Source organism: Lonsdalea quercina (assembly GCF_900107885.1).
GTDB classification, from domain to species: domain Bacteria; phylum Pseudomonadota; class Gammaproteobacteria; order Enterobacterales; family Enterobacteriaceae; genus Lonsdalea; species Lonsdalea quercina.
Genome location: NZ_FNQS01000005.1, coordinates 14,107 through 37,567, shown reverse-complemented (window position 1 = coordinate 37,567; position 23,461 = coordinate 14,107). Strand labels below are relative to the sequence as shown.

Below are 23,461 nucleotides of genomic sequence, written 5' to 3'. Positions count from 1 at the left end.
CACATTTCATGTATCAGGCAGGAAATAAAGATGAAGATTGTCAAGGAAGCCTTGGCGGGCACCTTTGAGTCCAGCGATTTGCTGGTCAAAGTCGCCCCTGCTGAAGGTCAGTTAACCGTCGTGATCAACAGTGAAGTCATCAAGCAGTTCGGAGATCAAATCAAAAAAGTCGTCGATGAAACCCTGACGTCGTTGGGCGTGAAAGACGGCACCATCATCGTGGAAGACAAAGGCGCGCTGGATTGCGTGATCCGCGCCCGGGTGCAGAGCGCCGTCCTGCGCGGAGCGGATGCCCAGCAGATTGAATGGGAGAAACTCTAATGTCGACATTACGCCGCAGTATGCTATTTCTGCCCGGCTCCAGCGCCGCCATGCTCTCCAACGCATTCATCTATAAGCCTGACTCCATCATGTTCGATCTCGAGGATGCCGTATCTCTGCGGGAAAAGGACACGGCGCGTCTGCTGGTGTTTCATGCGCTGCAACACCCGATGTATCAGGATATTGAAACCGTAGTGCGCATTAACCAACTCAGCACGCCGTTCGGGCTGTTGGACCTGGAAGCCGCGGTTCGCGGGGGCGCAGATGTGATTCGGTTGCCGAAAACCGACTCCACCGACGACGTCGACGAACTGGAACAGCATCTGGTGCGCATTGAAAAAGCCTGTGGTCGAGAAGTGGGATCGACGCGCATCATGGCGGCCATCGAATCCGCCGTCGGCGTGATCAATGCGGTGTCTATCGCGCGGTCCTCCAAGCGCATGATCGGCATCGCGCTCGCGGCCTTCGACTATGTGATGGATATGCAGACGGAACGCGGAGACGGCACCGAACTGTTCTATGCCCGCTGTGCCGTGCTGCACGCCGCTCGTGCGGCCGGTATCGACGCGTTCGACGTGGTGTACTCCAACGTTAACGATGAAGAGGGCTTCCTGCGCGAGGTCGAACTCATCCGCAAACTGGGCTTCAACGGGAAATCGCTGATTAACCCGCGTCAGATTGAATTGCTGCATAACGCCTACGCGCCGACACAAGATGAGGTGGACTACGCCCAACTAGTGATCAAGACGGCGGAAGAAGGCGAGCGCGCTGGACTGGGCGTCATCTCGCTCAACGGCAAGATGATTGACGCGCCGATTATCGACCATGCCCGCCGGGTAGTGGAACGCGCCCAGGCATCGGGTGTACGTAAGTAAACGTCGGCCTTATTTCAGCAATGACAGGATTTGATCATGAGCAACATTATTGAAGCGCTGCGCCAGCAGTTTCCAGATAAAAACGCGTTACAGCCGTTCGTCGACGCCAACCATAACACCCCGTGGCTGAACGATCTGACTCAGAAGCACGAGCGTAAGCTGTGCGCCGATTTGCAAGAGGCCATCGTCAAAAGCGGTTTGAAAGACGGTATGACTATCTCCTTCCATCACCATTTCCGTGAAGGAGATAAGGTGATCAATAAGGTGATGGATACGCTGGCGGAGATGGGATTCAAAGACCTGACGCTGGCCTCCAGCTCGTTGATGAGCTGCAACGCGCCGTTGGTCAAACACATTCGCAACGGGGTGATTAGCAAAATTTACACCTCGGGCATGCGCGGCAAGCTGGCCGACGCCGTGTCGCACGGGTTGATGAAAGAGCCGGTGCAGATTCACTCTCACGGCGGCCGGGTGCATTTGCTGCAAAGTGGCGAGCTGAAGATAGACGTCGCCTTTTTGGGCGTGCCGTGCAGCGATGAGTTCGGCAACGCCAACGGGACGGACGGCAAATCACGCTGCGGCTCGCTGGGCTATGCGATGGTGGATGCGGCATTCGCCCGCAACGTCGTGCTACTGACCGAAAGTTTGGTGCCGTTCCCCAATATGCCCGCCAGCATTGTGCAGGATCAGGTGGACTACATCGTGCAGGTCGAAGAGGTCGGCGATCCGGCTAAAATCAGCGTTGGGGCCGCGCGCGTGACCAGCAACCCGCGTGAACTGCTGATCGCCCGTTCCGCCGCGGATGTGATTGAACATTCAGGCTATTTCAAACCCGGTTTCTCCATCCAGACCGGCTCCGGCGCGGCCTCCACCGCCTGCACCCGCTTCCTCGAAGACCGGATGCAAAAACAGAACATCGTGGCGCGCTTTGCTCTCGGCGGTATCACCGGCAGTATTGTCGACCTGCATGAAAAAGGGTTGATCGAGAAACTGCTGGATACCCAATGCTTCGACGCCAACGCGGCGGCGTCACTGGCAACCAATCCGAACCACGTGGAAATCTCGACTAACGTCTACGCGAATCCGACCTCCAAGGCGGCGTGTTGCGATCAGTTGGATGTGGTGATCCTCAGCGCGCTGGAAATCGATCTGGACTTTAACGTCAACGTCATCACCGGCTCCGACGGCGTAATGCGCGGCGCTTCCGGCGGACACTGCGACGTGGCCACGGCGGCCAACCTGACGGTGATTGTCGCGCCGTTGATTCGCAGTCGTATTCCGACGGTGGTTCGTCATGTCACCACCTGCGTGACGCCAGGCGAAAGTATTGACGTCCTGGTGACCGATCATGGGATTGCCGTGAATCCGGCGCGTCCTGAAGTGGCAGAGCAACTCACCGCCGCCGGACTGACCGTGATGCCGATCGAAGCGTTGTATGCACGAGCGGTCGCGCTGGTAGGCGAGCCGAAACCGATCGCGTTTCACGACCGCATCGTCGGGGTGATCCGCTATCGCGACGGCAGCGTTATCGACGTTGTGCGTCAGGTGAAAGAGGACGATGAGTAACGTGACGGCGCCCGCAGCGGTTTCGCTGGAACGCCTGCTGGCGGCGAAAGAACGACGCGCCGCCCGCCAGCAGGCGCTACTGGCAAGGCATCATGCCCCGCTGGTGTCGCTGACGCTGGTGACGCCGGGGCCGGTCAAGGACTCGCCGCTGTATCGCCGCGCGATGGAAGAGGCCGTGGCGGCGTTCGACGCCTTGAGCCGTGAACAGGGCTGGCAGGTGGCGGAACATCAGCTGCACTGGCAGGAGACGGGGGCGGAAGGATTCTGGGTGGTGGATGGCGATGCGCTGGCGATTAAGCGTGCCGCCGTAGCCCTCGAAGACACGCATCCGCTCGGGCGGCTGTGGGACTTCGACGTCTTCTGCCCGGCGTCCGGGCCGCTCAACCGCGCGGGTCTCGATCGCGCCAGTCGCCGCTGTTTGTTGTGCGACGAGCCAGCCCATGTCTGCGCGCGTTCGCGGCGGCATCCGTTGCCCGACGTCATCGCCCGGATCGAGGAGAGGCTAAATGCCTATTTCTCCGCTGGCTGATGCCCCGTTGGCGCGGACGAACGTTTCCGGGTCTGTCGCTCGCGTCGCACTGCCTTTGCCGGATATCGACCGGTGGGTCGTACAAGCGCTGACGGTGGAAGTCATGCTGACGCCGAAACCGGGTCTGGTGGACCGGGCGAACAACGGCGCGCACCACGACATGGACGTTGCGCTGTTTGAGAAAAGCATCGGCGCGATCACGCCCTGGCTGCGTCGCTTTATCGACGTGGGCTATGCCCATGCGGACGTGTCGCCTAAGCAGTTGTTAATGCAGGTTCGTCCTGTTGGCATGGCCTGCGAGCAGGCGATGCTCGCGGCGACGCACGGTGTCAACACGCACAAAGGCGGGATCTTTGCCTGCGGACTGCTGTGCAGCGCCGCGGGCTGGCTGGCGGCGAACGGTGTGGTGCTGACGCAGCGGAGTCTCTGCCAAACCGTGGCGAACATGTGTCGCGATCTGGTCCGTGACGAGCTGTCGCTTTCCCATCGGGCGGAGACGGCCGGAGAACAGCTGTTCCAGCGCTATGGCCTGACCGGCGCGCGAGGAGAGGCCGCCAGCGGTTTCGAAACGGTGACCCGATTGGCACTGCCCGCCTATCGACAGGCGCTTGGCGAGCACGATCAGGACATGGCGTTGCTGCATACGCTGGTGGTGCTGATGGCGCACAATCCGGATACCAATATCGTGTCCCGAGGCGGAATGGCGGGACTGGCGTTCGTTCAGCGCTACGCGACCGATCTGCTGAAGCAGGGCGTCACCGTCCCCCGTTTACAGGCGATGGACCGCGCCTTGACCGAACGTCATCTCAGCCCCGGCGGCACGGCCGATCTTCTTGCGCTGACCTGGCTGTTACATCATTATCCCGCTGAATAAATCTTTTAATAATCCCCGATAATGTTAATCCAACGTAAAGTTGGGGGCGCAACTGACGATATCCTACGTATAACTCTAAGCTGTGACTTATCGAGACTGATTTATCGCGGTAATGATTTAACTCTGGGATGGACAAAATGGACGAAACCAAAAAAGAACAATTTCTGAAGAGAAATAAACTGGCGATTTGCGCCACACTACGCGAGCTGCAAAAAAATAATACGGCTCTGATGGTGAACCACTCTCGAGGTCATTTCATCAGCAATATTTTAAGCGTTCAGCCGGACGACAATACCTTTATCTTTGACCTCGGCGGCACGCCGCAAGGGAATGACGTTCTGGACACGGAGATGTACTTCGTTGCCGAACCGGCGGGTGCGAAGGTGGAATTCAATGCGAACGGGGTAACCAGAATCGATTATGAGGGATTCCCAGCATTTCGCGCCGAGATTCCCGCCGACCTTTACCGTATCCAGCGCCGCAACTATTTTCGCATCACCTCACCGGCCTGGCCGCCGATGTTCTGCCGCGGCAGTCTGCCGGATGAGAGCCGTTTCCAGTTCACGATCAAAGATCTTTCTTTGGGCGGCGTCTGTTTGCTGAGCGAACAGGAAGACGTCGCTGAACAGCTGGGGCAGGGCGAGATTCTGGAAAACGTCACGCTTGAATTGGGTTCCTATGGGGAGTTCACCATCGACGTACAATTCATTAGCCATGCGGTCAGCCGGATTGTCAGCGCCAAAGGCGAAGTGAAGAAGGTGCAGCGGCTCAGCTTCAAGTTCCCGTGCCTGACGCCCGGACAGGAGCGGAGCCTGCAACAGGTGATTACCGCGCTAGAGCTGGAACAGCATGAAAAAAGGAAACGGGTGCTTTAATTTTGCCAGCGGCCAGCCTTTCCCGAGACGTTGCCGGTGACTTAATTTAAATAACGCCTGCGGCTGCGCAAAGTCTTGTCTCTTGCCCCCCACTCCGGCAGAATACGCGCCCTGAAATAACCGACGTTGATAGCGTCGGTTATTTTTTTGAGACTTTTTTTCTTCATGAAGGGGCCGGACATCGTGCCGGAACGATATCAGACCACGCTGCCGCGAAGGCAGAAAGAGGAATATGTGAAATGGGGCATTCTCTTGTAACCGTACCGGTGCCCGCCGGTTTGCGCTGTGTGAGCAGCGACTATGGCGCCGCAGCGGCGTCGACTTTCATCGATCGTGCGTCAACGTCCGTTGACGGCGGCAACCCGTTCTCATCTATTTCAAATTACACCGTCTCTCACCGCCTTCCTATGTCCAATAGATCCGCGACATCCCTGAACCGTGCGTCAATTGCCGGCAACGGAGGGATGCGTCATGTCGCATAACGCAGCGGTTTCCAGCCAACGAGTACAACTAAGAAAAACACTGACGCTCTGGCAAGTTGTGATGATGGGGCTTGCCTATTTGCAGCCCATGACAATTTTTGACACCTTCGGCATTGTTTCCGGCCTGACGGATGGCCACGTGGCGACCGCTTACGCCTTTGCCCTGACTGGCATTCTGTTCACGGCGGTGAGCTACGGAAAACTGGTGCGTCGATTCCCGTCCGCTGGCTCGGCCTATACCTATGCGCAGAAAGCGATAAGTCCGCACATTGGCTTCATGGTGGGATGGTCATCGTTGCTGGACTACCTGTTCATGCCCATGATCAACATCCTGCTCGCCAAAATTTATCTTGAGGCCATCTTCCCCGGCGTGCCGTCCTGGATTTTTGTGGCGGCGCTAGTGGGGCTGATGACGCTCTTCAACCTGCGCGGCATCAACATCGTCGCGAACCTCAACTCGGTGATCGTGGTCGTCCAGGTGGCGATTATGGCGGTCTTCCTCACGCTGGTGATCCACGGGATTTCCGGCGGCGAAGGCGCGGGCACGCTGGTGAGCAGCAAACCGTTCTGGTCCGAACACGCACAGGTCGTGCCGATGATTACCGGGGCAACGATACTCTGCTTCTCCTTCCTCGGCTTTGACGGAATCAGCTCCCTATCGGAAGAGACGCCGGACGCGGGCCGCGTGATCCCGAAAGCCATTTTCCTGACGGCGCTGATCGGCGGCATTATCTTCATCGTGGTGTCCTACTTCTTGCAGTTGTTTTTTCCGGACATCTCTCGCTTCCACGATCCGGATGCGTCTCAGCCGGAAATCATGCTCTACGTCGCGGGCAAACTATTCCAATCAATCGTGTTGGTCTTCTCCTGCGTCACAGTGCTGGCGTCCGGGATGGCGGCACACGCAGGGGTTTCCCGTCTGATGTATGTGATGGGACGCGATGGCGTTTTCCCGGAGCGATTCTTTGGCTATATCCATCCGCAATGGCGGACGCCCGCGCTAAACGTACTGTTGGTGGGCGTGATTGCGCTGTCGGCGGTATGTTTTGATCTGGTGACGGCCACGGCGTTGATCAACTTCGGCGCGCTGGTGGCGTTTACCTTCGTCAACCTGTCCGTGATTTCCCAGTTCTACATTCGGGAAGGTCGCAACAAGACGCTAAAAGATAACATCCATTACCTGCTGCTGCCGGTCCTGGGCGCACTGGCGGTCGGCGCGCTGTGGTTGAATCTCGAAGAAACGTCGATGACGTTGGGACTGGTCTGGGCCGCGATTGGCCTGCTGTATCTGGCGGTGGTGACTCGCCGCTTCAGACAGCCGGTTCCGCAGTGCAGTGAAGACATCGTCTAACTCTGCCGCGTTTGCCTGAGGTTAAAACGGCCGCCGAGGATCATGTCCTGGGCGGCCGTTTTTTTATCGCGCGATAGTCGAAATGCGGCGATTGGTTTTTCCCAACCAGTAAAAATACAGCCGGCCGAGAGACGAACTGACCGGTGGTAAAGCGCTCGGCGCTCTATTTCAGGATTGCGCCGTCGTTGGCGGCGGTATAGCCGCGGGGATTAGCCCACGACCTGCTGAACATAAGCGAACAGCGATTTGAGCAACTGAGCCTTCTTCTCATCATCCTGATGCAGCTGATACAGCTCTTGCAGATTATTCAGATAGCTCTCCAGACGCTCCGGCGTAAAGACCTCTTTGCGGTGCTGCAACCAGCGCTGCTGCTCGCGGTCATCCAGCGTGGCCGGATAATTGCGTGCCCGGAAGCGAAAGAGCAGTTCTGCAATGCGGCCGTCGGCGAATTTCAGATCGAGCGCGGGCAGGTTTTGCGGCGAGGTTTCCTGAATGATGGTCATCGCCGCCCGGTCTGCCTCGCTAAAAAAGCCGTCGTACAGTTGAAGATCCACATCGTCGGCGGCGGCGAAGGCGGGCGCCTCGGCATACAGCGCCACCGCTTTTTCCCGCACTAGCGGGTGCTGGCGTAGACGTTGCAGGTTATCGAGACAGTGCTGTCGGTCAATGCCTAATCGCGCCGCGTCTTCAGGGCGCAGCGTGCTGGCGGGCGCGAGCACGGGGCACTTGTTAATCTGTACCAGTTTGATCGGGACGGGAGACTGTCCTGCTTCCAGTTGGTCGCGTCTGGTGTACAACCGCGTGCGCAATTCGTCCGGCTCCAGCTCCAGCAGCGGTGTGATATCGCCCGCCAAGTCGCACATGATCACCGCATTACGATTTTCCGGGTGCCAGGCAAGCGGCACAATCCAGCTGGTATTGCCGCGCGCCGCGCCGAACATGCCCGAAACGTGCATGAGCGGTTTCATATTCGGGATATCAATCAGCGCGTTGACCTTGTTCTTGTTGCGCAGTTGGAACAGATAGTCGAACAGTTTGGGCTGCGCGGTTTTCAGCCGTTTAGCCATCGCGATCGTGGCGTAAACGTCGGACATCGCGTCATGGGCGTGTGTGTGTTCGACGCCGTTCGCCTTGGTCAGGTGTTCCAGTCGGAAACTGGGCAGGCCATCGTCATTTTCCGGCCAGACAATCCCTTCCGGCCGCAGCGCATAGCAGGCACGCAGCGCATCCAGCAGATCCCAGCGCGAGTTGCCGTTTTTCCAGCTGTAGGCGTAGGGATCGTAGAAGTTGCGGTAAAAAATGTTACGGCTGACTTCGTCATCGAAGCGAATATTGTTATAGCCCAGAACACAGGTGCCGGGCACGCTAAAGGCGTCGTGGATCTGACGCGCGAATTCCGCTTCATTAACGCCTTTGCTCTTCGCAATCTGCGGCGTGATGCCGGTGATGAGCACCGCTTCCGGCTCCGGCAGATAGTCGTCCGTCGGCTGACAGTAAATGACCAGCGGCTCGCCGATGATGTTGAAGTCCATATCGGTGCGGACGCCAGCGAACTGCGCGGGTCTATCCCGGGCCGGATGCTTGCCGAAGGTCTCATAGTCGTGAATGAAAAAGGTCGGAGTGCTGGGTTTGTTGGACACGGTGTTTCTCTGTCGGTTGCGAGGACCCGCCGGATACGCAGGCATCGGGCGCGTCGAAGGCGGATAAGGAGGTTTCGCTTGCGACGCCGGTAAGCGAAACATGATATGGCGGCAATGGTAAACCATATCGTCGCCCGGCAGAAGTCGGCGGGAGGAATCGGTGTCGTCGGCGGAAAATGCCCGGCACGGTCGCCGGGACAGGCAGCATCAGCCTTCAGCTATCCTCGATGATGAGATAAGCGGCGTTGACCGGGCCGTGTACCCCAATCACTTTGCTCAGTTCGATGTCGGCCGTCGAACTGGGACCGCCGATCAGATTGATGCAGGACGGCATGCGCTCTCCGGACTGCGCCTTCTGATGCAGATGCTCCGCCAACTGTGCGACGCGGGGCAGGAGCGTGCTTTTGCGCACCACGAAAATCGAGGAAGTGGGTAGCAGGCTCAGCGAACGGGGGCGTTCCGGTGCGGAAAACAGAACGACGCCGCCGGACTCTGTCAGCCCGTACTCGGCGAACACGACGCCGACGTCGGCCTGCTCAGTGGCGTGAATATTCACCTCGCCCTGTGACGCATCCCACTCCTGCGCCGAAAACGCCTCCTGCAACGCGGAGGTGATCCCCAACGTCTGTAAGCGAGCATCTCCGCTCACCATCACGGCGGTCCGGTCTCCATGGTGATCGCCGCTGTTTTCGTGATCCTGAAGATAGTGCCGGCAGAGTTCGCGCACGGCCGCCGGGGCGTCTTGTTCGCTGGTCAGTCGGCAGGTGACCTTGAGGGTCTCTTGCGCCAGTTTGACGAAGGCGTCGCAGCGCTGCTGAAGGGAGAGATCCGCCAGCCGCGTTTTCTCATAGCGGCAAACAGGGGGCGGTACGGCGGCGGGCTGATGGCGCACCGGACGCCCCAACTGTTGGGCTATCTGGGCCAGGAACGTGTCCCGATTGGCATTTCCCATCACTGCTTCTCCTCTTTATTCGCCTGATGTTGCTTGAACCAGCTGCGAAAGCTTTCTCCGTCGCCCTGCGGCAGATCGCGTGCTTCCGTCCACTTGCCGATGGCGCCGATATTCAAGGGCGCTTTGCCGTTTTTGATAAACCAGTTGACGGCGTGAGCGCCGCTCACCATCCCGACTTTCCACAATGTTGGATGACTGTTGACATAGGTAAACAGGCGCGTTGCTATCTGTTCGCCTTTGGGCGGCAGATCAGCATCGACCATCTTGCGGCGATGTTTGAGGATCAGCTGCGCCAGCGGAATTTTGACCGGGCAGACGCTATTGCAGGCGTAACATAGCGAGCAGGCATAGGGCAGGTCTTTGAAATCAGCGTAGCCGCCCAGCAGCGGAGACAGCACGGCGCCGACCGGGCCGGGATAGATGGAACCGTAGCCGTGACCGCCGATATGGCGGTAAGCCGGGCAGGTATTCATACAGGCGCCGCAGCGGATGCAGTGCAAGATGTCGCGGAATTCCGAACCGAGCACGGCCGACCGTCCATTATCGACCACCACCAGATGGAAGTCCTCGGGGCCATCGACGTTGCCGGCTTCCCTTGGCCCCGTCAGCCAGGTGTTGTAGCCGGTCAGCTGAGCGCCGACCGCGCTGCGAGCCAGTAGCGTAATCAGGACATCCACTTCCTCGAACGTCGGCGCGAGACGCTCCATGCCCATGACGGCGATGTGCGTTTTCGGCAGCGTGGTGCACAGCCGCGCGTTGCCCTCATTACTCACCAGACATACCGACCCGGTTTCGGCGACGGCAAAATTACATCCGGTAATGCCGATATCCGCGCTAAAAAACTGCGGACGCATCTGTTCGCGAATAAACAGCGTCATCGCTTCCGGGGTTTCCGACCCGGTGTAGCCGAGTGTGTCATGCAAAATTTTGCGGATCTGATGGCGATCACGATGAATGGCGGGAACCACCACATGGGACGGGGCGTCGTGGGCGAGCTGTAAAATGTATTCGCCCAGATCGGTTTCGATGACGCTCAATCCAGCGCTCTGAAGCGCGGCATTGAGACCGATCTCCTCGGTGACCATCGACTTGGATTTGACAATTTTCTTCGCCTGCTTCTGTTTCGCGACGGTCAGGATATAGTCCGTCGCCTGCGCTTTGGTGGCGGCAAAATAGACGTGTCCGCCGTTTTTCGTCACATTTTCGGAGAGCTGATAAAGATAGGCGTCCAGGTTTTCGAGCACGTGCCGCCGAATCTGTTCGCCACGGCTGCGCCACGATTCCCAGTGTCCGAGGTCGTCGACCATAGTTTGTCGGTTGGCGCCGATGCGCTCTTGAGCCATCGCCACGGCTTTGCGCATGACGGCATCGTCAATCTGGTCGCGGATCCGTTCGTGAAACGGGACGTCGCTGGTTTTGAGATACATGTGGGTTCCTTAGTGGCTCATCAGCACGTCGGCGATATGCATGACTTTCACGGATTTGCCTTCGCGATGGAGGCGACCGCCAATGTTGATCAGGCAACTGACATCGGCGCCGATAAGGTAGTCGGGGTTGGCTTCCATCATGTGACTGACCTTTTCTTTCACCATTTCACCGGATATTTCCGCCATTTTGACGGAGAACGTGCCGCCAAAACCGCAGCAGGTTTCGGAGAATGGAAACGGGACGATGTCCAACCCATTGACGTGCTCAAGTAATGTCATCGGCTCGCGCTGAACGCCCAGTTTGCGAAACAGGCTGCAGGAGGGATGGTAAACCGCCTTGCCGGGCAAGGTTGCGCCCACATCCACGATGTTGAGGGTATTAACGATGAAAGAGGTCAGATCATAAATACGGTCGGCGACATGCGTCGCGCGTTTGGCCCACTCAGGTTCATCCTGCAAATAATCGGGATAGCTTTTAATGGCGTAGGTACAGGAGCCAGCCGGGGAAATAATCGGGTCGTCATTGTCTTCCAGGGCGGCGATCAGGTTTTTCATCCCCGGAATGGCATCGGCGGTATATCCGGCGTTTAACGCCGGTTGGCCACAGCAGCCCTGTTTCTGAGGAAAGTGGACGGCACATCCCAGTTTTTCGAGCAGTAATACCGAGTTTTGCGCCATTTTTGCTTTCAGCGCGTCACCAATACAGGTGACGTAAAAGTTCACATTCACTTGCTTGCCTCTCTGAGATTCCTTTGCATGAAAAAATCATGCGCCTGTAAGCGGGAAAATAGTGTGATAGGCGTTGTTATTTATTTCCGGATAACGGCACTGAACATGTCGAATTAATCCATTTTCGATGATTTATAGCGCCTGGTAATATTTCTCGAGATAAATTATTGATTGCCGGAAAGATATAGAAAGGATTGCGGCGTGGCCTCCTAAATAATGTTTAGAAGACGCAGAAGCATAATGACACCTCATTTTTTGTTTCGGTTTGTTACCGTCCTTCCGTGTGGGCGTAATAATGAATTGCGATGGACCACGCCTCTTTTAAAATAAGCATTCACCAAACAATTTAATGCCCACAGGCCATGACGGGATTGTGACAAGCGCGGAGTGACATGAGCGCATAAAGTCGGTAAAGGCGACGCGAGTCGAGGAGAAAAACAGGGAAGAATGCCGCCGCAGACGCGCTGAGACGTCTTGAGCCATCCAGTCAGAATTGTACGAAGAGTGGTCGGTCGGGCGCTGTGCCACGCCGCCACGCGGCAAGCGGAGGGGAAAGCGGATGAAAGAAAGTGAAAACAATGATAAAACAACCTCATCTGTAATCGCCGTCGGCATCCGGCAGGGACTGCACTCCGTCCATACCGACTTGCCGATGAGAACTGCTAACCTGTATGTTTAGCACGGGCGGTTTCCGCATCTTGAATCTTAATATGAGTTAAGTAAGGGTAGAAAATGGATAAGGGTAACAACAAACCGTGTTTCCAGGACGTATTGGCGTTTGTGCGTACATTCCGTCGTAAAAACAAGCTGCAGCGTGAAATCGCCGATAACGAAAAGAAAATTCGTGATAACCAGAAACGTGTGCTGCTGCTGGACAACCTGAGCGAATACATCAAGCCGGGTATGTCAATTGATGATATTCAGAACATCATCGCCAACATGCGCAGCGACTATGAAGACCGTGTTGATGAATACATCATCAAAAACGCGGATCTGTCGAAAGAACGCCGTGAACTGTCTCGCAAAATTAAAGAAATGGGCGAAATTAAATCGGCCGCTGAGACCAAATAACCCGTGTCATGACCTATCCAAGGGATCGCTTCGGCGATCCTTTTTTTTGCCTGCTCGCGGCTTAATTTCATGTCGCGCACTCCGGGGGGCGCGCTTGGCACGAGAAAGCGTGCTGTCCCACCGCGCATCACCCTGACTGATTTGACTCATCGTCTATCTGCCGCCACGCGCTCCTCTCTCATCCGACGTTGCATGAAATGACACTCATCTTTGTGCGGCGACTCGCGCTTCAACCACCGGCCGCTGTGCTTTTATCACGATGAAAAATAGACTGAATGAAAGGATAAAACGCCGTTCCACTAGCGGTCTAAATGGACAGGGAGTGCCGCTTTACTATGTCGCTGAATGTCATAGCGCTTGCGCTGGTAAGCGGAATATTACCGCTGTTGTGGTTGCCGAAAATTCCGTCCCCCGCCGTCTTGTCAGGGATGCTGTCGGCGCTGATCCTGACCTACCGTTATCTTCCCAACCGATTACGGGCCTTGGGCTTGGCGCTATTCGCGCTGGTCTGGGGATGCTATAACGCCGGGCAGGCCGTCGACCAGACGGCGGACCTCACCTCGCGGCAGGTAATGGCTGAGGTGGACATCAGCAGCGTGCGTTTTGGTGCGTTGCCCGAAGCCGCGCCGGTGGTACGTCTGATTCGGGTCGATGAACGCAGACTGTTTCCTCCGATCTCGGTCCGGTTAAGCCCGGCAACGGCGATGAACACGTGGTGCGGCGGGCAACGCTGGCAACTAAGGCTACAACTGCGGCCCGTGCACAGTCGGCTAAACGAAGGCGGATTCGACAGCCAGCGTTGGTCGTTGGCCCGGCGACAAACGCTGACGGGAATCGTACAACGCGCGGCGGTGTTGGATGCGCGCTGCGGGGTGCGGCAGGGCATCGTGACGGCGGTGGAGCGTCAGACTGAACGCCTGCCGTGGCGCTCCATCCTGTTGGCGTTGACGTTGGGCGAAATGGCCACCGTGGATGACGATACTCAGGCCCTTCTGCGCCAGACAGGAACGATGCATCTGATGGCAATCTCTGGATTGCATATCGCACTGGCGGCGCTGTTCGGCTGGGGGATCGCCCGGGGCGTCCAATGCCTGTTTTTGGTACATCGTATCGGCTATCGCTTTCCGTTGATCGTCGGACTGGTTGCCGCCCTAACCTATGTCTGGTTAGCGGGGGGGAATCCGCCGGCAGTCAGGGCCGGACTGGCGTTATGCGTGTGGACGCTGTTGCGGTTGACGGGCGCAAGCTGTACGCCGTGGCAAGTGTGGCTTGGGTGCGTGGCCCTGATTCTGACGGCCGATCCGTTGAGCGTGTTATCGGACAGCTTTTGGTTATCGACCCTTGCCGTGGCGGCGCTGATTTTTTGGTATCAGTGGGCGCCGCTGCCTCGCTCTTTTCTGCGGCCTAAACGCTGGGTATGGCTTCGCTGGCTGCATTTACAGGGGGGAATGACGTTGTTGCTGCTGCCGTTGCAGGTCGCGTTGTTTCACGGCGTCAGTTTGACGTCTCTGCCAGCGAATCTGTGGGCCGTGCCGTTGGTGTCATTTGTGACTACGCCGTTGGTATTGATTGCGCTGCTACTGTCTTTCAGCCCAACATCAAGCGCAGTGTTTTGGTGGTTGGCCGATCGCTCGCTGACGGGCGTGTTCGCGCCGCTGGCGGCGTTGCCCTCAGGATGGTGGTCGTTGGGGGAGCAGGCGTTGCCGTGGAGTCTCTCGGGATGGCTGGCGGTGGCGATCTGGCGTTTTGCCTGGTGGCGCTATGCGCCACTCAGTGTGCTCAGCCTGTTGCTTATCCTGCTCCTCCGGCCGAAAGCGCCAGCGCCGTTGTGGCGAATGGATATGCTGGATGTCGGCCACGGGCTGGCCGTCGTCATTGAGCGAAACGGCAAGGCCGTGCTGTACGATACGGGCGCGAGCTGGGCGGGCGGTGATATGGCGAGCCGTGAAATTGTGCCCTATCTCCGGTGGCGGGGGCTGGAACTGGAGCGAATTATCGTGAGCCACAGTCATCGGGACCACCGTGGTGGGCTGGTTGAATTGCAGCGACAGTTTCCCGCCGTTCAGGTGTTTAGCCCCATGGCGCAGGCGGGACACCAACCGTGCCTGCAAGGACAGCGGTGGCAGTGGCAAGGACTGAGTTTCAGCGTGTTATGGCCGCCGCGAATGACTCTCGATGCGGGAAACAATGACTCCTGCGTCGTCGTGGTCGACGACGGCCGGTTTCGGGTTCTGCTCACCGGCGATGTAGAGGCGAAAGCAGAGGCGATACTGCTGCGCACCCAGCGGTTGGCGCTGGCGGCCGATATTTTGCAGGTGCCGCATCACGGCAGCGCGACGTCCTCGTCTCCGCCCTTCATTCGTGCGGTGGGGGCGCAATGGTCGGCGTCATCCAACTCCCGCTATAACCCGTGGCGACTGCCGTCGGTGCAAGTTCGGCGTCGCTATCGTCAGATGGGTCACCCCTGGCACGATACGGCGACGTCGGGTCAATTGAGCGTACGCTTTTACGCCCAGCGCTGGCAGGTTTGGGGCTTCCGGGAAGCGATATCCCCGCGTTGGTATCACCGGCGTTTTGGCGTTAATTCCGAGGGGGCATGACGGCGTCCGGCTATCAAAGACGCATCCGCATTGTCGGGGGGGCTAAGCGAACCGGGAAGAATGCATTGTGGTTGATAACGCTGGATTACGCTGGGCTGCGGCAATGTTATTGACGGGGAGCTGAGAGGTCTGACCGGCCGAGCGGCAAAGGGATTAATCGACCCGATGCGAGAACGTTTCATCATAATCCCTTTCGGCCACCAGGTTGGTGAAGAAAGCAGCCATGCGCGAGGCGCTAAATTAGCGAAGTAAGGCTCGTCCAGGCGGTCGAGATGCGCTCTGGCCGGACCAGGAAACGCGGTTCGTTATGGATTGAGTCTCCACTGAGCACAAGAAACTCGGCCGGTTTTCAGCATTAAATGTATTTAATTCCTTCGCCAGATAAGTGAAGTTGTCATGGTCGGCGGTATTTTCCTGTCCGTAATGTCCATTCGATACGACGTTAAGTCGTGTCTTTATTTTTCCGAATGCAGATTTTTTCAATAAATGACCCCCCTTAACCATCTTTCCGGCTGAAAAAATAAAAAACGCCGTCTGGATAACATATTTTCTCCCAAATATTATTGCGGCAAAAATAAAGGCGACATCGTGCTTAATTTAAGGGCGTCATCAATTTATGACTCGTGATGACGTCATTAAAATTAGCCTTGTAAATCTCATGTTTTCGCCCTGTAGCGTTTAGCGGGAGACAACATTAGCGGTTTCTTGAGGCTGTGCGGAAAGGGCGTCGCGGGGCGCGTCTATGCATTACGAAAGCCCTCAAGCCCAGGAGGGGTATTGTCGAAGCAGCGTAAAGACACGTTGCGCCATAGTGCGAATGCATCCGCGGTACCATTTCCGCATATCGCTCTGATTCCCCTTTGGTCTTTCTCACGGGGCCATGAATGGGTAATATAGGCGGCTATTTCTATAGGCTCAGGTTTATTGCATGATTAATGATCAAGATCTTTCCACGTGGCAGACATTCCGTCGCCTATGGCCGATGATCACGCCGTTCAAAACGGGGTTGTTTGTCGCAGGCGTCGCGCTGGTGATGAATGCCGCCAGCGATACGCTGATGTTGTCGCTGCTCAAGCCTTTGTTGGATGACGGATTCGGCAAGGCTGACCGCAACGTGCTGGTGTGGATGCCGTTGGCCATTATCGGGCTGATGGTGATGCGCGGGATCTCAAGCTACATCTCCAGCTATTGTGTGGCGTGGGTCTCCGGCAAGGTCGTGATGAACATGCGTCGCCGGTTATTTAGCCACATCATGGGCATGCCGGTTTCATTCTTCGACCAGCAGTCCACCGGGACGCTGCTGTCGCGAATTACCTACGACACCGAACAGGTAGCGGCTTCTTCATCGGACGCGCTGGTGACCGTCATTCGTGAGGGCGCTTCCATCATCGGCCTGTTCATCCTGATGTTTTGGTACAGCTGGCAGCTGTCGCTGATCCTGATTGTGATCGCGCCCATCGTCTCCTACAGCATTCGTCTGGTGTCCAAACGCTTCCGTAACATCAGTAAAAACATGCAAAACACAATGGGGCAGGTGACCACCAGCGCAGAGCAAATGCTCAAAGGACATAAAGAAGTCCTGATTTTCGGCGGTCAGAAAGTGGAAGCGGAGCGCTTTGATTCGGTGAGCAACCGCATGCGCCAGCAGAACATGAAGATGGTGTCTGCCTCCTCCATTTCCGATCCAGTCGTACAGTTTATTGCCTCGCTGGCGCTGGCTTTTGTGCTGTATGCCGCCAGCTTCCCTTCCGTGATGGAAACGCTGACCGCCGGGACCATCACGGTCGTCTTCTCCGCAATGTTCACCCTGATGCGTCCATTGAAATCTCTGACCAATGTAAACGCGCAGTTCCAGCGCGGTATGGCCGCGTGCCAGACACTGTTCACCATTCTGGATATGGAACAGGAAACGGATAAAGGCAAACGCGTCATTGAGCGCGCCAAAGGCGACCTGGAGTTCCGTCATGTCGATTTCGCCTATCCGGGCAAAGAGACGCTGGCCTTGAACGATATCAGCCTGCACGTGCCGCCGGGTAAAACCGTGGCGCTGGTAGGACGTTCCGGCTCCGGTAAGTCCACTATCGCCAATCTGATTACGCGTTTTTATGATATCCAGTCGGGGGAGATTATTCTGGACGGTCATGACCTGCGCGACTACACGCTGTCGTCACTGCGTAATCAGGTCGCGTTGGTGTCCCAGAATGTGCACCTGTTCAACGACACCATCGCGAACAATATCGCGTATGCCTACGACAAATCGTTCAGCCGCGAGGATATCGAACGCGCGGCGACGATGGCGCATGCGATGGACTTTATCAGCAAGATGGATAACGGGTTGGATACCGTGATTGGCGAAAACGGCGTGCTGTTGTCCGGCGGACAACGTCAGCGTATCGCGATAGCGCGCGCGCTGCTGCGCGACTGTCCGATTCTGATTCTGGACGAGGCCACCTCGGCGCTGGATACCGAATCAGAACGCGCCATTCAGTCGGCGCTGGACGAATTGCAAAAAGATCGTACCGCGCTGGTTATTGCTCACCGTCTCTCGACGATTGAAAATGCCGACGAGATTCTGGTGGTGGAAGACGGCCGTATTATTGAACGCGGTAATCATCACGACCTAATTCTCCGTGATGGCGCTTACGCGCAGTTGCACAAGATGCAGTTTGGCTCATGATTGACCGCATCTGGTCAGGACGTACGCCGCTCTACTGGCTGCTGGTCCCGCTATCGCTGGTCTATGGGCTGGTGAGCGGGATCATCCGCCAGAGCTATCGCTGGGGGTGGCGTCATGCCTGGCGTGCGCCCTTGCCGGTCGCGGTGGTGGGGAACCTGACCGCGGGAGGCAATGGTAAAACGCCGGTCGTCATTTGGCTGGTGGAACAGCTACAACAACGAGGTTACCGTGTCGGCGTGGTTTCTCGCGGTTATGGCGGGAAGGCGGAACGCTATCCTCTGCTGATTTCATCCGACGTCACCACCACACAGGCGGGCGACGAACCCGTCCTGATTTTTCAACGTACCGGCGCGCCCGTTGCCGTCGCACCCAAACGCCGCGAGGCCGTAGAGGCGCTGTTGGCCGACTCTCCGCTCGATATTGTGATCACCGACGATGGGCTGCAACACTATGCGTTGGCGCGGGACTACGAAGTGGTGGTCATCGATGGCGTTCGCCGTTTCGGCAACGGCTGGTGGCTGCCCGCTGGACCGATGCGCGAGCGGGCGTCCCGGCTGGCGTCCGTTAATGCGATTATCGTTAATGGCGGCGATGCTGAGGCCGGCGAGATCGCGATGCAGCTGTCCGCAGACGATGCCGTTAATCTGGCGACTGGCGAACGACGCCCGGTCGCCGAGCTGCCGCCGCTGGTGGCGATGGCGGGGATCGGGCATCCGCCGCGATTCTTTGCCACACTGAAACAGATGGGCGCGACCGTGCAGCATGAGGTTGCGTTCGCCGATCACCAGTCCTATTCACCTGCTCAACTTGCGTCGTTACCCGGCGGCGAACATCAGCCGCTGATCATGACCGAAAAAGACGCGGTGAAGTGCCGCGCTTTCGCACAGGAAAACTGGTGGTATCTGCCGGTGACCGCCGAGCTATCCGCCGCGCCCGCCGAAGCCGTATTATCACGGCTCGAACAGCTGATTGCGCAGTATCGACAGGGCAACCCGAACGCCCGTTAAGGCGCGTTGCCTCTTATTGACAAAGAGCTTCTTGATGGAGGAAGCACGATGGATCATCGTTTACTTGAAATAGTGGCTTGCCCGGTCTGTAACGGTCGGCTGGTCTTTGATAAAGAAAAACAGGAACTGATCTGCAAGATAGAAGGCCTGGCCTATCCCGTGCGTGACGGCATCCCCGTCCTGCTGGATCACGAGGCCCGCCATCTGACTGCCGACGAGACCGCAAAATGACGTTTACCGTAATTATCCCGGCACGCTTTGCCTCCAGCCGTTTACCGGGCAAGCCGCTGGCCGACATCAACGGCAAACCGATGGTGATACACGTGATGGAACGGGCGCAGGAGTCGGGCGCAGAGCGTGTGATCGTCGCCACCGACCATCCTGACGTTGAGCAGGTCATCCGTCAGGCGGGCGGAGACGTCTGCCTGACCAGCCCCGATCACAACTCGGGGACGGAGCGGTTGGCGGAAGTGATTGAGCGCTACCGCCTGCCGGATGACGAGATCATCGTGAACATTCAGGGCGACGAACCGATGATCCCCCCGGTCATCGTACGTCAGGTCGCCGAAAACCTGGCGGGAAGCCGGGCAGGGATGGCGACGTTAGCTGTGCCGATTGTCGGCAGCGAAGACGTGTTTAACCCTAACGCGGTAAAAGTGGTGAGAGATGCGGAAGGGTATGCGCTGTACTTTTCCCGCGCGCCGATCCCGTGGGACCGTGAGCGTTTCGGCCAGGCGAATGAGAACGTCGGCGATCACTTCCTTCGTCACATCGGCATCTATGCCTACCGGGCTGGGTTTGTGCGCCGTTACGTCAGCTGGGCGCCGAGCGAACTGGAAAAAATCGAACTGCTGGAGCAGCTGCGCGTGCTGTGGTACGGCGAAAAAATCCACGTTGACGTGGCGAAAGCGATTCCGAGCGTCGGCGTTGATACGCCGGAAGATCTGGAGCGCGTGCGTTTGGCGATGGCAGGCAGCTGATCGTTCCCGCATCATCGTTTTGTTACGAACACAGGCGGATATGATAGCCGCCTGTCTTTACTGACATCCGGGACAAAAGCCCTGCATCACGGATTCAGGACCGAGCCGAATAGGTCCGGTATCGAACGTTATCAGAGGGAAGCGCCGTCTGACTGAGCAAGGCGGTGAACGATGCGTTCAAGATTGCCTGAGGATGTCACGACACCGCGCTGCGCGTGTCGGGGAACCTCAAAAGAGTCATTTAAGACCCCCAAGGAAGGAGTGATACATGGAAATGAGTAACACCATTCGCTCAGCGCTGGCGCTGAGCCTGCTGGCAGGCGCGGTTGCGCCGACGACGGCCGCCACCTTTTACTTGTCGCCGACCGGCAACGACAACGGCAGCGGCACCCTTACCGCGCCCTGGAAAACGTTTGGGCGGGCGCAGCAAACCCTCATGCCCGGCGACCGGCTATGGATACGCGGTGGTAAATACAGTTTTACCGCGGGGGTTAACCAGTGCGCGAGTCGTACCGATGTCGTCAACGCGGTGACGCTGAATAAAAGCGGGACGGCGAACAAACCGATTCAGTATTGGGCCTACTCAGGCGAAACGCCGGTGTTCGACTTCAGCAAAATGAAAGATGACTGCCGTATCAAAGGTTTCAACGTGGCGGCGAACTGGGTCTCACTGAAGGGACTGGAGGTTGTCGGCGTCCCGCAGAATAACAACCTTAATCATGAATCCTGGGGCGTGTGGATCAAGGGCAGCAATAACACGTTCGAGCAGTTGAATATCCATCACATCATGGGAACCGGACTGTTTTTGCAGAACGGCGCCAATAATAAGGTGATCAACTGCGATTCACACCATAACTACGACCCGCTGACGTCAAACGGGGCAGGGCAGAGCGGTGACGGCTTCGGCGTACATGTCGCCGCCAATCAACCGGGAAACCTTCTGCGCGGCTGTCGGGCATGGTCGAATTCGGATGACGGTTTCGACTTTATCAATGCCTACTCGTCTGTCTTGGTTGAAAACTCCTGGGCGTGGCTGCACGGCTATCTGCCCGGCACTACCACGTCGCTGGCCGCGGGCAACGGCAACGGTTTTAAAATTGGCGGATACGGCGCACGCTACGTCGCTAACGCGCCCAAGCACACCGTGCGTCAGAGCGTTGCGTTCATGAACAAAAGCGCGGGTTTTTATGCTAACCATCACCCGGTAGCCAATAACTTCTTCAACAATACCGGCTACAAAAACAAACCTAACTTCAACCTGCTGGGCATCAACGCCAGCGGTGCCGAGGTTGGGTTGGGTGTGGTTCGCAACAGCATCTCGTATGGCGGTCTGGCCTTGTCGCACTCACAGGGCGCGGATATGCGTTATAACTCATGGAATCAGTCAAAAGTGCTATCCGATGCGGAGTTTGAGAGCGTGGCCGTAACCGGTTGGGATGCAAAACGGAAATCTGACGGCAGTCTGCCTGACCTGAAAAGCCTGCATTTGTCCGCCGGTAGTTGGCTCATCGACAAGGGTGGTAATCTCAATCTGCCTTACAAAGGCGCCGCGCCGGACCTCGGTGCTTTCGAACGTCAATAACCCCTGCCTCACCTTGCGCAGAACCTTTTGCTATTCTATAGGCTCTGCGCCCATCATGGGCTGATTTGGCTTTGTTTGATCTATATTGAGGAAAAATGCCCCCCTTAGCGGCATGATACGATCGACAAGTCTCCCCCCAGTCAAGGTCTCATGTTTATGGAATTGCTTAAAGCCGAGTTGAGTGCGGTATTAGGGGAACCTCTTAGCCGCCTCGAACGAATTAGTGAACAACCTTATGCACATCTGTACGCCATGTATGACAAGGAAGGTCACGCGATTCCGCTGCTGGTCAAAAGCTATGTTTGTCAGGGCGTTGCTCAGCAGGAGGCCTATAAACTGTCTATGTTGGCGCGTGAGGGGGAGGTGCGGGTGCCTACCGTCTACGGGATGGTCATGAGTCAGCATCCGTCGCATAAAGAGCTGTTGCTTCTGGAGCGGCTGCGCGGCGTACCGGTCGAAACGCCGACCCGAACGCCACAGCGTTGGACATCGCTCATGGACCAAATCGTGGATAGCGTGCTGGCCTGGCATCGTATTGATAGCCACGGCTGCGTTGGGTCAGTCGACAGTATTCAGGAAAACAGCTGGCCCAGGTGGTACGCCCAGCGGCTGGAGGTACTGTGGTCGACGCTGATGCTGGTGCAGACGCCGATGCTGACGCAGGAAGATCGCGCGTTATTGTTCCGCTCCCGCCAGGCGCTGCCTGCGCTGTTCCAGGACTTTAACGATCCTTGCGTGCTGGTACACGGCAACCTGTCATTGCGCAGCATGTTGAAGGATAGCCGCAGCGACCAGCTGCTGGCGATGATCAATCCGGGCATGATGTTGTGGGCGCCGCGTGAATACGAACTGTTCCGGCTGTGCGACGAGGGGATGGCTGAACAACTGCTGTACCATTATCTGCGTCGTGCGCCGGTGTCTGAAACGTTCGTTTCCCGGCGCTGGCTTTACGTCGTGTGGGCAGCCGTGTCGCGCTATATTCATACCGGCCGGTTAGATCGGGAGGTGTTCGACCGGGCTTCGCGCGAGCTGCTGCCCTGGTTGAACTAGTCCGTCGTCGCCTGCGTCCCTCTTATCTTCTGCCACAGGCCACCCAACGTTTCATACCACGCCCGCTCGCTGTGCGAGAGATACAGCGCTGACGGGAACAGCTTTTCCCACGGATTCAATGGCGAGGTGATCGCCAATTGATTGGCTGGAGCGGGGATGGGGTGCAGCCCCTGGCCCTCGAAAAAGCGCATGGCGCGCGGCAGATGGTTGGCGGAGGTCACCAGCAGGAAAGGTTGTTGCCCCACCCATCGCGCCGTACCGGCCGCTTCCTCCGAGGTATCTCGCGCCGTGCCTACCTGCAGGATATCTTCCGCCGGTACGCCCAGGCTCTCCGCCACTCGCGCGGCCGTGCTGGCGCTGGTGACCGGATTGCCTTTTGCCGCCGCGCCGGTGAAGATCAATTTGGCGCCTGGATTGGCATGGTACAGACGAATCCCCTCGGTCACGCGCGCCAGGCTATTGCCGACCAGATTTGAACTGGGCGCCCATTCGGGATTGAAGGTATAGCCGCCGCCGAGAACGACGATAAAGCCGACCCGCTGTTGGCCGGGATGCCAGGTGGGATAGATGGACTCCAGCGGGAGCAACAGCCGATCCGCCACCGGCTGCAGGCTGAGTAGGGTCAGCATCAGCCAGCTCACGGTCAGGACGACGCGCCCGGTCTTCTGGCGATGAGTGAACCACAGCAGCAGAAGCGCGATGCCCATCAATAACAGCAAAAGCGGCAGCGGCTGTAGCAGGCTGCCAACATACTTTTTAAGGTCAAACAGCATAAAATAGCATCCAGATTGAGTGAAAAAGCGCCATCCAGGTAGAGAACGTGGTCTCAGGCGATTCATTCTATGCCAGCCTGTGCCAAAATGTCAGAATAGG

Annotated in this window: 20 protein-coding genes; 15 read left to right on the top strand and 5 right to left on the bottom strand. The window is 57.4% G+C overall.

The window, feature by feature from the left end:
• Nucleotides 1-30: 30 nt before the first annotated feature.
• The 7 genes from citD (at nucleotide 31) to BLU64_RS08360 (ending at nucleotide 6,873) form a co-directional block, all read left to right on the top strand.
• Nucleotides 31-321, top strand: a complete 291-nt coding sequence (gene citD, locus BLU64_RS08390) for a citrate lyase acyl carrier protein (RefSeq protein ID WP_026743476.1) — start codon at nucleotides 31-33, stop codon at nucleotides 319-321.
• Complete coding sequence (gene citE, locus BLU64_RS08385) at nucleotides 321-1,196, top strand: citrate (pro-3S)-lyase subunit beta (protein ID WP_026743477.1); 876 nt, start codon at nucleotides 321-323, stop codon at nucleotides 1,194-1,196. Before citD ends, citE begins: the two co-directional genes overlap by 1 nt.
• 36 nt (nucleotides 1,197-1,232) lie before the next feature.
• Nucleotides 1,233-2,762: a citrate lyase subunit alpha gene (gene citF / locus BLU64_RS08380; RefSeq protein WP_074728385.1), complete on the top strand. Its 1,530-nt coding sequence runs from the start codon at nucleotides 1,233-1,235 to the stop codon at nucleotides 2,760-2,762.
• A complete protein-coding gene (gene citX, locus BLU64_RS08375) occupies nucleotides 2,755-3,291 on the top strand; it encodes a citrate lyase holo-[acyl-carrier protein] synthase (RefSeq protein ID WP_074728383.1) in 537 nt (178 codons plus the stop codon). The genes citF and citX overlap by 8 nt, the downstream gene beginning before the upstream one ends.
• Nucleotides 3,269-4,165, top strand: a complete 897-nt coding sequence (citG, locus tag BLU64_RS08370; RefSeq protein ID WP_026743480.1) for a triphosphoribosyl-dephospho-CoA synthase CitG — start codon at nucleotides 3,269-3,271, stop codon at nucleotides 4,163-4,165. Before citX ends, citG begins: the two co-directional genes overlap by 23 nt.
• A gap of 137 nt (nucleotides 4,166-4,302) precedes the next feature.
• On the top strand, nucleotides 4,303-5,040 hold the full coding sequence (locus BLU64_RS08365) for a flagellar brake protein (RefSeq protein ID WP_074728480.1): 738 nt from the start codon (nucleotides 4,303-4,305) through the stop codon (nucleotides 5,038-5,040).
• A 471-nt stretch (nucleotides 5,041-5,511) separates the two neighbouring features.
• A complete protein-coding gene (locus tag BLU64_RS08360) occupies nucleotides 5,512-6,873 on the top strand; it encodes an APC family permease (RefSeq protein WP_026743482.1) in 1,362 nt (453 codons plus the stop codon).
• A gap of 209 nt (nucleotides 6,874-7,082) precedes the next feature.
• Here BLU64_RS08360 and sbcB read toward each other — a convergent pair whose 3' ends face one another.
• The 4 genes from sbcB to BLU64_RS08340 all read right to left on the bottom strand — a co-directional run bounded on the left by sbcB (nucleotide 7,083) and on the right by BLU64_RS08340 (nucleotide 11,621).
• Complete coding sequence (gene sbcB, locus BLU64_RS08355; RefSeq protein ID WP_083351067.1) at nucleotides 7,083-8,558, bottom strand: exodeoxyribonuclease I; 1,476 nt, start codon at nucleotides 8,556-8,558, stop codon at nucleotides 7,083-7,085.
• A gap of 169 nt (nucleotides 8,559-8,727) precedes the next feature.
• Nucleotides 8,728-9,465, bottom strand: coding sequence for a LutC/YkgG family protein (locus BLU64_RS08350; protein WP_026743484.1), 738 nt, complete (start codon nucleotides 9,463-9,465; stop codon nucleotides 8,728-8,730).
• Nucleotides 9,465-10,892 (bottom strand): LutB/LldF family L-lactate oxidation iron-sulfur protein, encoded by a 1,428-nt coding sequence (locus BLU64_RS08345; RefSeq protein ID WP_026743485.1) that lies wholly within the window; start codon nucleotides 10,890-10,892, stop codon nucleotides 9,465-9,467. Before BLU64_RS08345 ends, BLU64_RS08350 begins: the two co-directional genes overlap by 1 nt.
• A 9-nt stretch (nucleotides 10,893-10,901) precedes the next feature.
• Nucleotides 10,902-11,621, bottom strand: a complete 720-nt coding sequence (locus BLU64_RS08340; protein ID WP_026743486.1) for a (Fe-S)-binding protein — start codon at nucleotides 11,619-11,621, stop codon at nucleotides 10,902-10,904.
• A 732-nt stretch (nucleotides 11,622-12,353) separates the two neighbouring features.
• On the opposite strand from BLU64_RS08340, the gene BLU64_RS08335 reads away from it, so the two are divergent.
• From BLU64_RS08335 to BLU64_RS08300, 8 genes are all read left to right on the top strand, one after another.
• Nucleotides 12,354-12,692 (top strand): DUF496 family protein, encoded by a 339-nt coding sequence (locus BLU64_RS08335; RefSeq protein WP_026740414.1) that lies wholly within the window; start codon nucleotides 12,354-12,356, stop codon nucleotides 12,690-12,692.
• Nucleotides 12,693-13,027: 335 nt separating this feature from the next.
• Nucleotides 13,028-15,292 carry a ComEC family protein gene (locus tag BLU64_RS08330; protein WP_074728381.1) on the top strand — a complete coding sequence of 755 codons (2,265 nt, stop codon included), beginning with the start codon at nucleotides 13,028-13,030 and terminating at the stop codon, nucleotides 15,290-15,292.
• A gap of 928 nt (nucleotides 15,293-16,220) precedes the next feature.
• Nucleotides 16,221-17,969, top strand: coding sequence for a lipid A ABC transporter ATP-binding protein/permease MsbA (msbA, locus tag BLU64_RS08325; RefSeq protein ID WP_026743488.1), 1,749 nt, complete (start codon nucleotides 16,221-16,223; stop codon nucleotides 17,967-17,969).
• Entirely contained in the window at nucleotides 17,966-18,976 is a 1,011-nt protein-coding gene (gene lpxK / locus BLU64_RS08320; protein ID WP_026743489.1) for a tetraacyldisaccharide 4'-kinase, read from the top strand. The genes msbA and lpxK overlap by 4 nt, the downstream gene beginning before the upstream one ends.
• 48 nt (nucleotides 18,977-19,024) lie before the next feature.
• On the top strand, nucleotides 19,025-19,207 hold the full coding sequence (locus BLU64_RS08315; RefSeq protein WP_026740410.1) for a Trm112 family protein: 183 nt from the start codon (nucleotides 19,025-19,027) through the stop codon (nucleotides 19,205-19,207).
• The gene (kdsB, locus tag BLU64_RS08310; RefSeq protein WP_026743491.1) at nucleotides 19,204-19,956 is read left to right on the top strand and encodes a 3-deoxy-manno-octulosonate cytidylyltransferase; all 753 of its coding nucleotides are present in this window, start codon (nucleotides 19,204-19,206) and stop codon (nucleotides 19,954-19,956) included. The genes BLU64_RS08315 and kdsB overlap by 4 nt, the downstream gene beginning before the upstream one ends.
• A 268-nt stretch (nucleotides 19,957-20,224) precedes the next feature.
• A complete protein-coding gene (pelN, locus tag BLU64_RS08305) occupies nucleotides 20,225-21,538 on the top strand; it encodes a pectate lyase PelN (protein WP_051625561.1) in 1,314 nt (437 codons plus the stop codon).
• A gap of 156 nt (nucleotides 21,539-21,694) precedes the next feature.
• Entirely contained in the window at nucleotides 21,695-22,588 is an 894-nt protein-coding gene (locus BLU64_RS08300) for a YcbJ family phosphotransferase (protein ID WP_026743493.1), read from the top strand.
• On the opposite strand, the gene elyC is transcribed toward BLU64_RS08300, so the two are convergent.
• Nucleotides 22,585-23,361 carry an envelope biogenesis factor ElyC gene (elyC, locus tag BLU64_RS08295; protein WP_026743494.1) on the bottom strand — a complete coding sequence of 259 codons (777 nt, stop codon included), beginning with the start codon at nucleotides 23,359-23,361 and terminating at the stop codon, nucleotides 22,585-22,587. The genes BLU64_RS08300 and elyC overlap by 4 nt on opposite strands.
• Nucleotides 23,362-23,461: the final 100 nt, after the last annotated feature.

Excerpts from the sequence above, each read along its gene's own strand:
- sbcB (WP_083351067.1), bottom strand. The coding sequence starts at position 8,558 with ATGCCTGCGTATCCGGCGGGTCCTCGCAACCGACAGAGAAACACCGTG.
- citG (WP_026743480.1), top strand. The coding sequence starts at position 3,269 with ATGCCTATTTCTCCGCTGGCTGATGCCCCGTTGGCGCGGACGAACGTT.
- elyC (WP_026743494.1), bottom strand. The coding sequence starts at position 23,361 with ATGCTGTTTGACCTTAAAAAGTATGTTGGCAGCCTGCTACAGCCGCTG.
- BLU64_RS08350 (WP_026743484.1), bottom strand. The coding sequence starts at position 9,465 with ATGGGAAATGCCAATCGGGACACGTTCCTGGCCCAGATAGCCCAACAG.
- BLU64_RS08365 (WP_074728480.1), top strand. The coding sequence starts at position 4,303 with ATGGACGAAACCAAAAAAGAACAATTTCTGAAGAGAAATAAACTGGCG.
- BLU64_RS08315 (WP_026740410.1), top strand. The coding sequence starts at position 19,025 with ATGGATCATCGTTTACTTGAAATAGTGGCTTGCCCGGTCTGTAACGGT.
- BLU64_RS08300 (WP_026743493.1), top strand. The coding sequence starts at position 21,695 with ATGGAATTGCTTAAAGCCGAGTTGAGTGCGGTATTAGGGGAACCTCTT.
- BLU64_RS08360 (WP_026743482.1), top strand. The coding sequence starts at position 5,512 with ATGTCGCATAACGCAGCGGTTTCCAGCCAACGAGTACAACTAAGAAAA.
- citD (WP_026743476.1), top strand. The coding sequence starts at position 31 with ATGAAGATTGTCAAGGAAGCCTTGGCGGGCACCTTTGAGTCCAGCGAT.
- BLU64_RS08335 (WP_026740414.1), top strand. The coding sequence starts at position 12,354 with ATGGATAAGGGTAACAACAAACCGTGTTTCCAGGACGTATTGGCGTTT.
- lpxK (WP_026743489.1), top strand. The coding sequence starts at position 17,966 with ATGATTGACCGCATCTGGTCAGGACGTACGCCGCTCTACTGGCTGCTG.
- citE (WP_026743477.1), top strand. The coding sequence starts at position 321 with ATGTCGACATTACGCCGCAGTATGCTATTTCTGCCCGGCTCCAGCGCC.
- citF (WP_074728385.1), top strand. The coding sequence starts at position 1,233 with ATGAGCAACATTATTGAAGCGCTGCGCCAGCAGTTTCCAGATAAAAAC.
- pelN (WP_051625561.1), top strand. The coding sequence starts at position 20,225 with ATGGAAATGAGTAACACCATTCGCTCAGCGCTGGCGCTGAGCCTGCTG.
- citX (WP_074728383.1), top strand. The coding sequence starts at position 2,755 with ATGAGTAACGTGACGGCGCCCGCAGCGGTTTCGCTGGAACGCCTGCTG.
- BLU64_RS08330 (WP_074728381.1), top strand. The coding sequence starts at position 13,028 with ATGTCGCTGAATGTCATAGCGCTTGCGCTGGTAAGCGGAATATTACCG.
- msbA (WP_026743488.1), top strand. The coding sequence starts at position 16,221 with ATGATTAATGATCAAGATCTTTCCACGTGGCAGACATTCCGTCGCCTA.
- kdsB (WP_026743491.1), top strand. The coding sequence starts at position 19,204 with ATGACGTTTACCGTAATTATCCCGGCACGCTTTGCCTCCAGCCGTTTA.
- BLU64_RS08345 (WP_026743485.1), bottom strand. The coding sequence starts at position 10,892 with ATGTATCTCAAAACCAGCGACGTCCCGTTTCACGAACGGATCCGCGAC.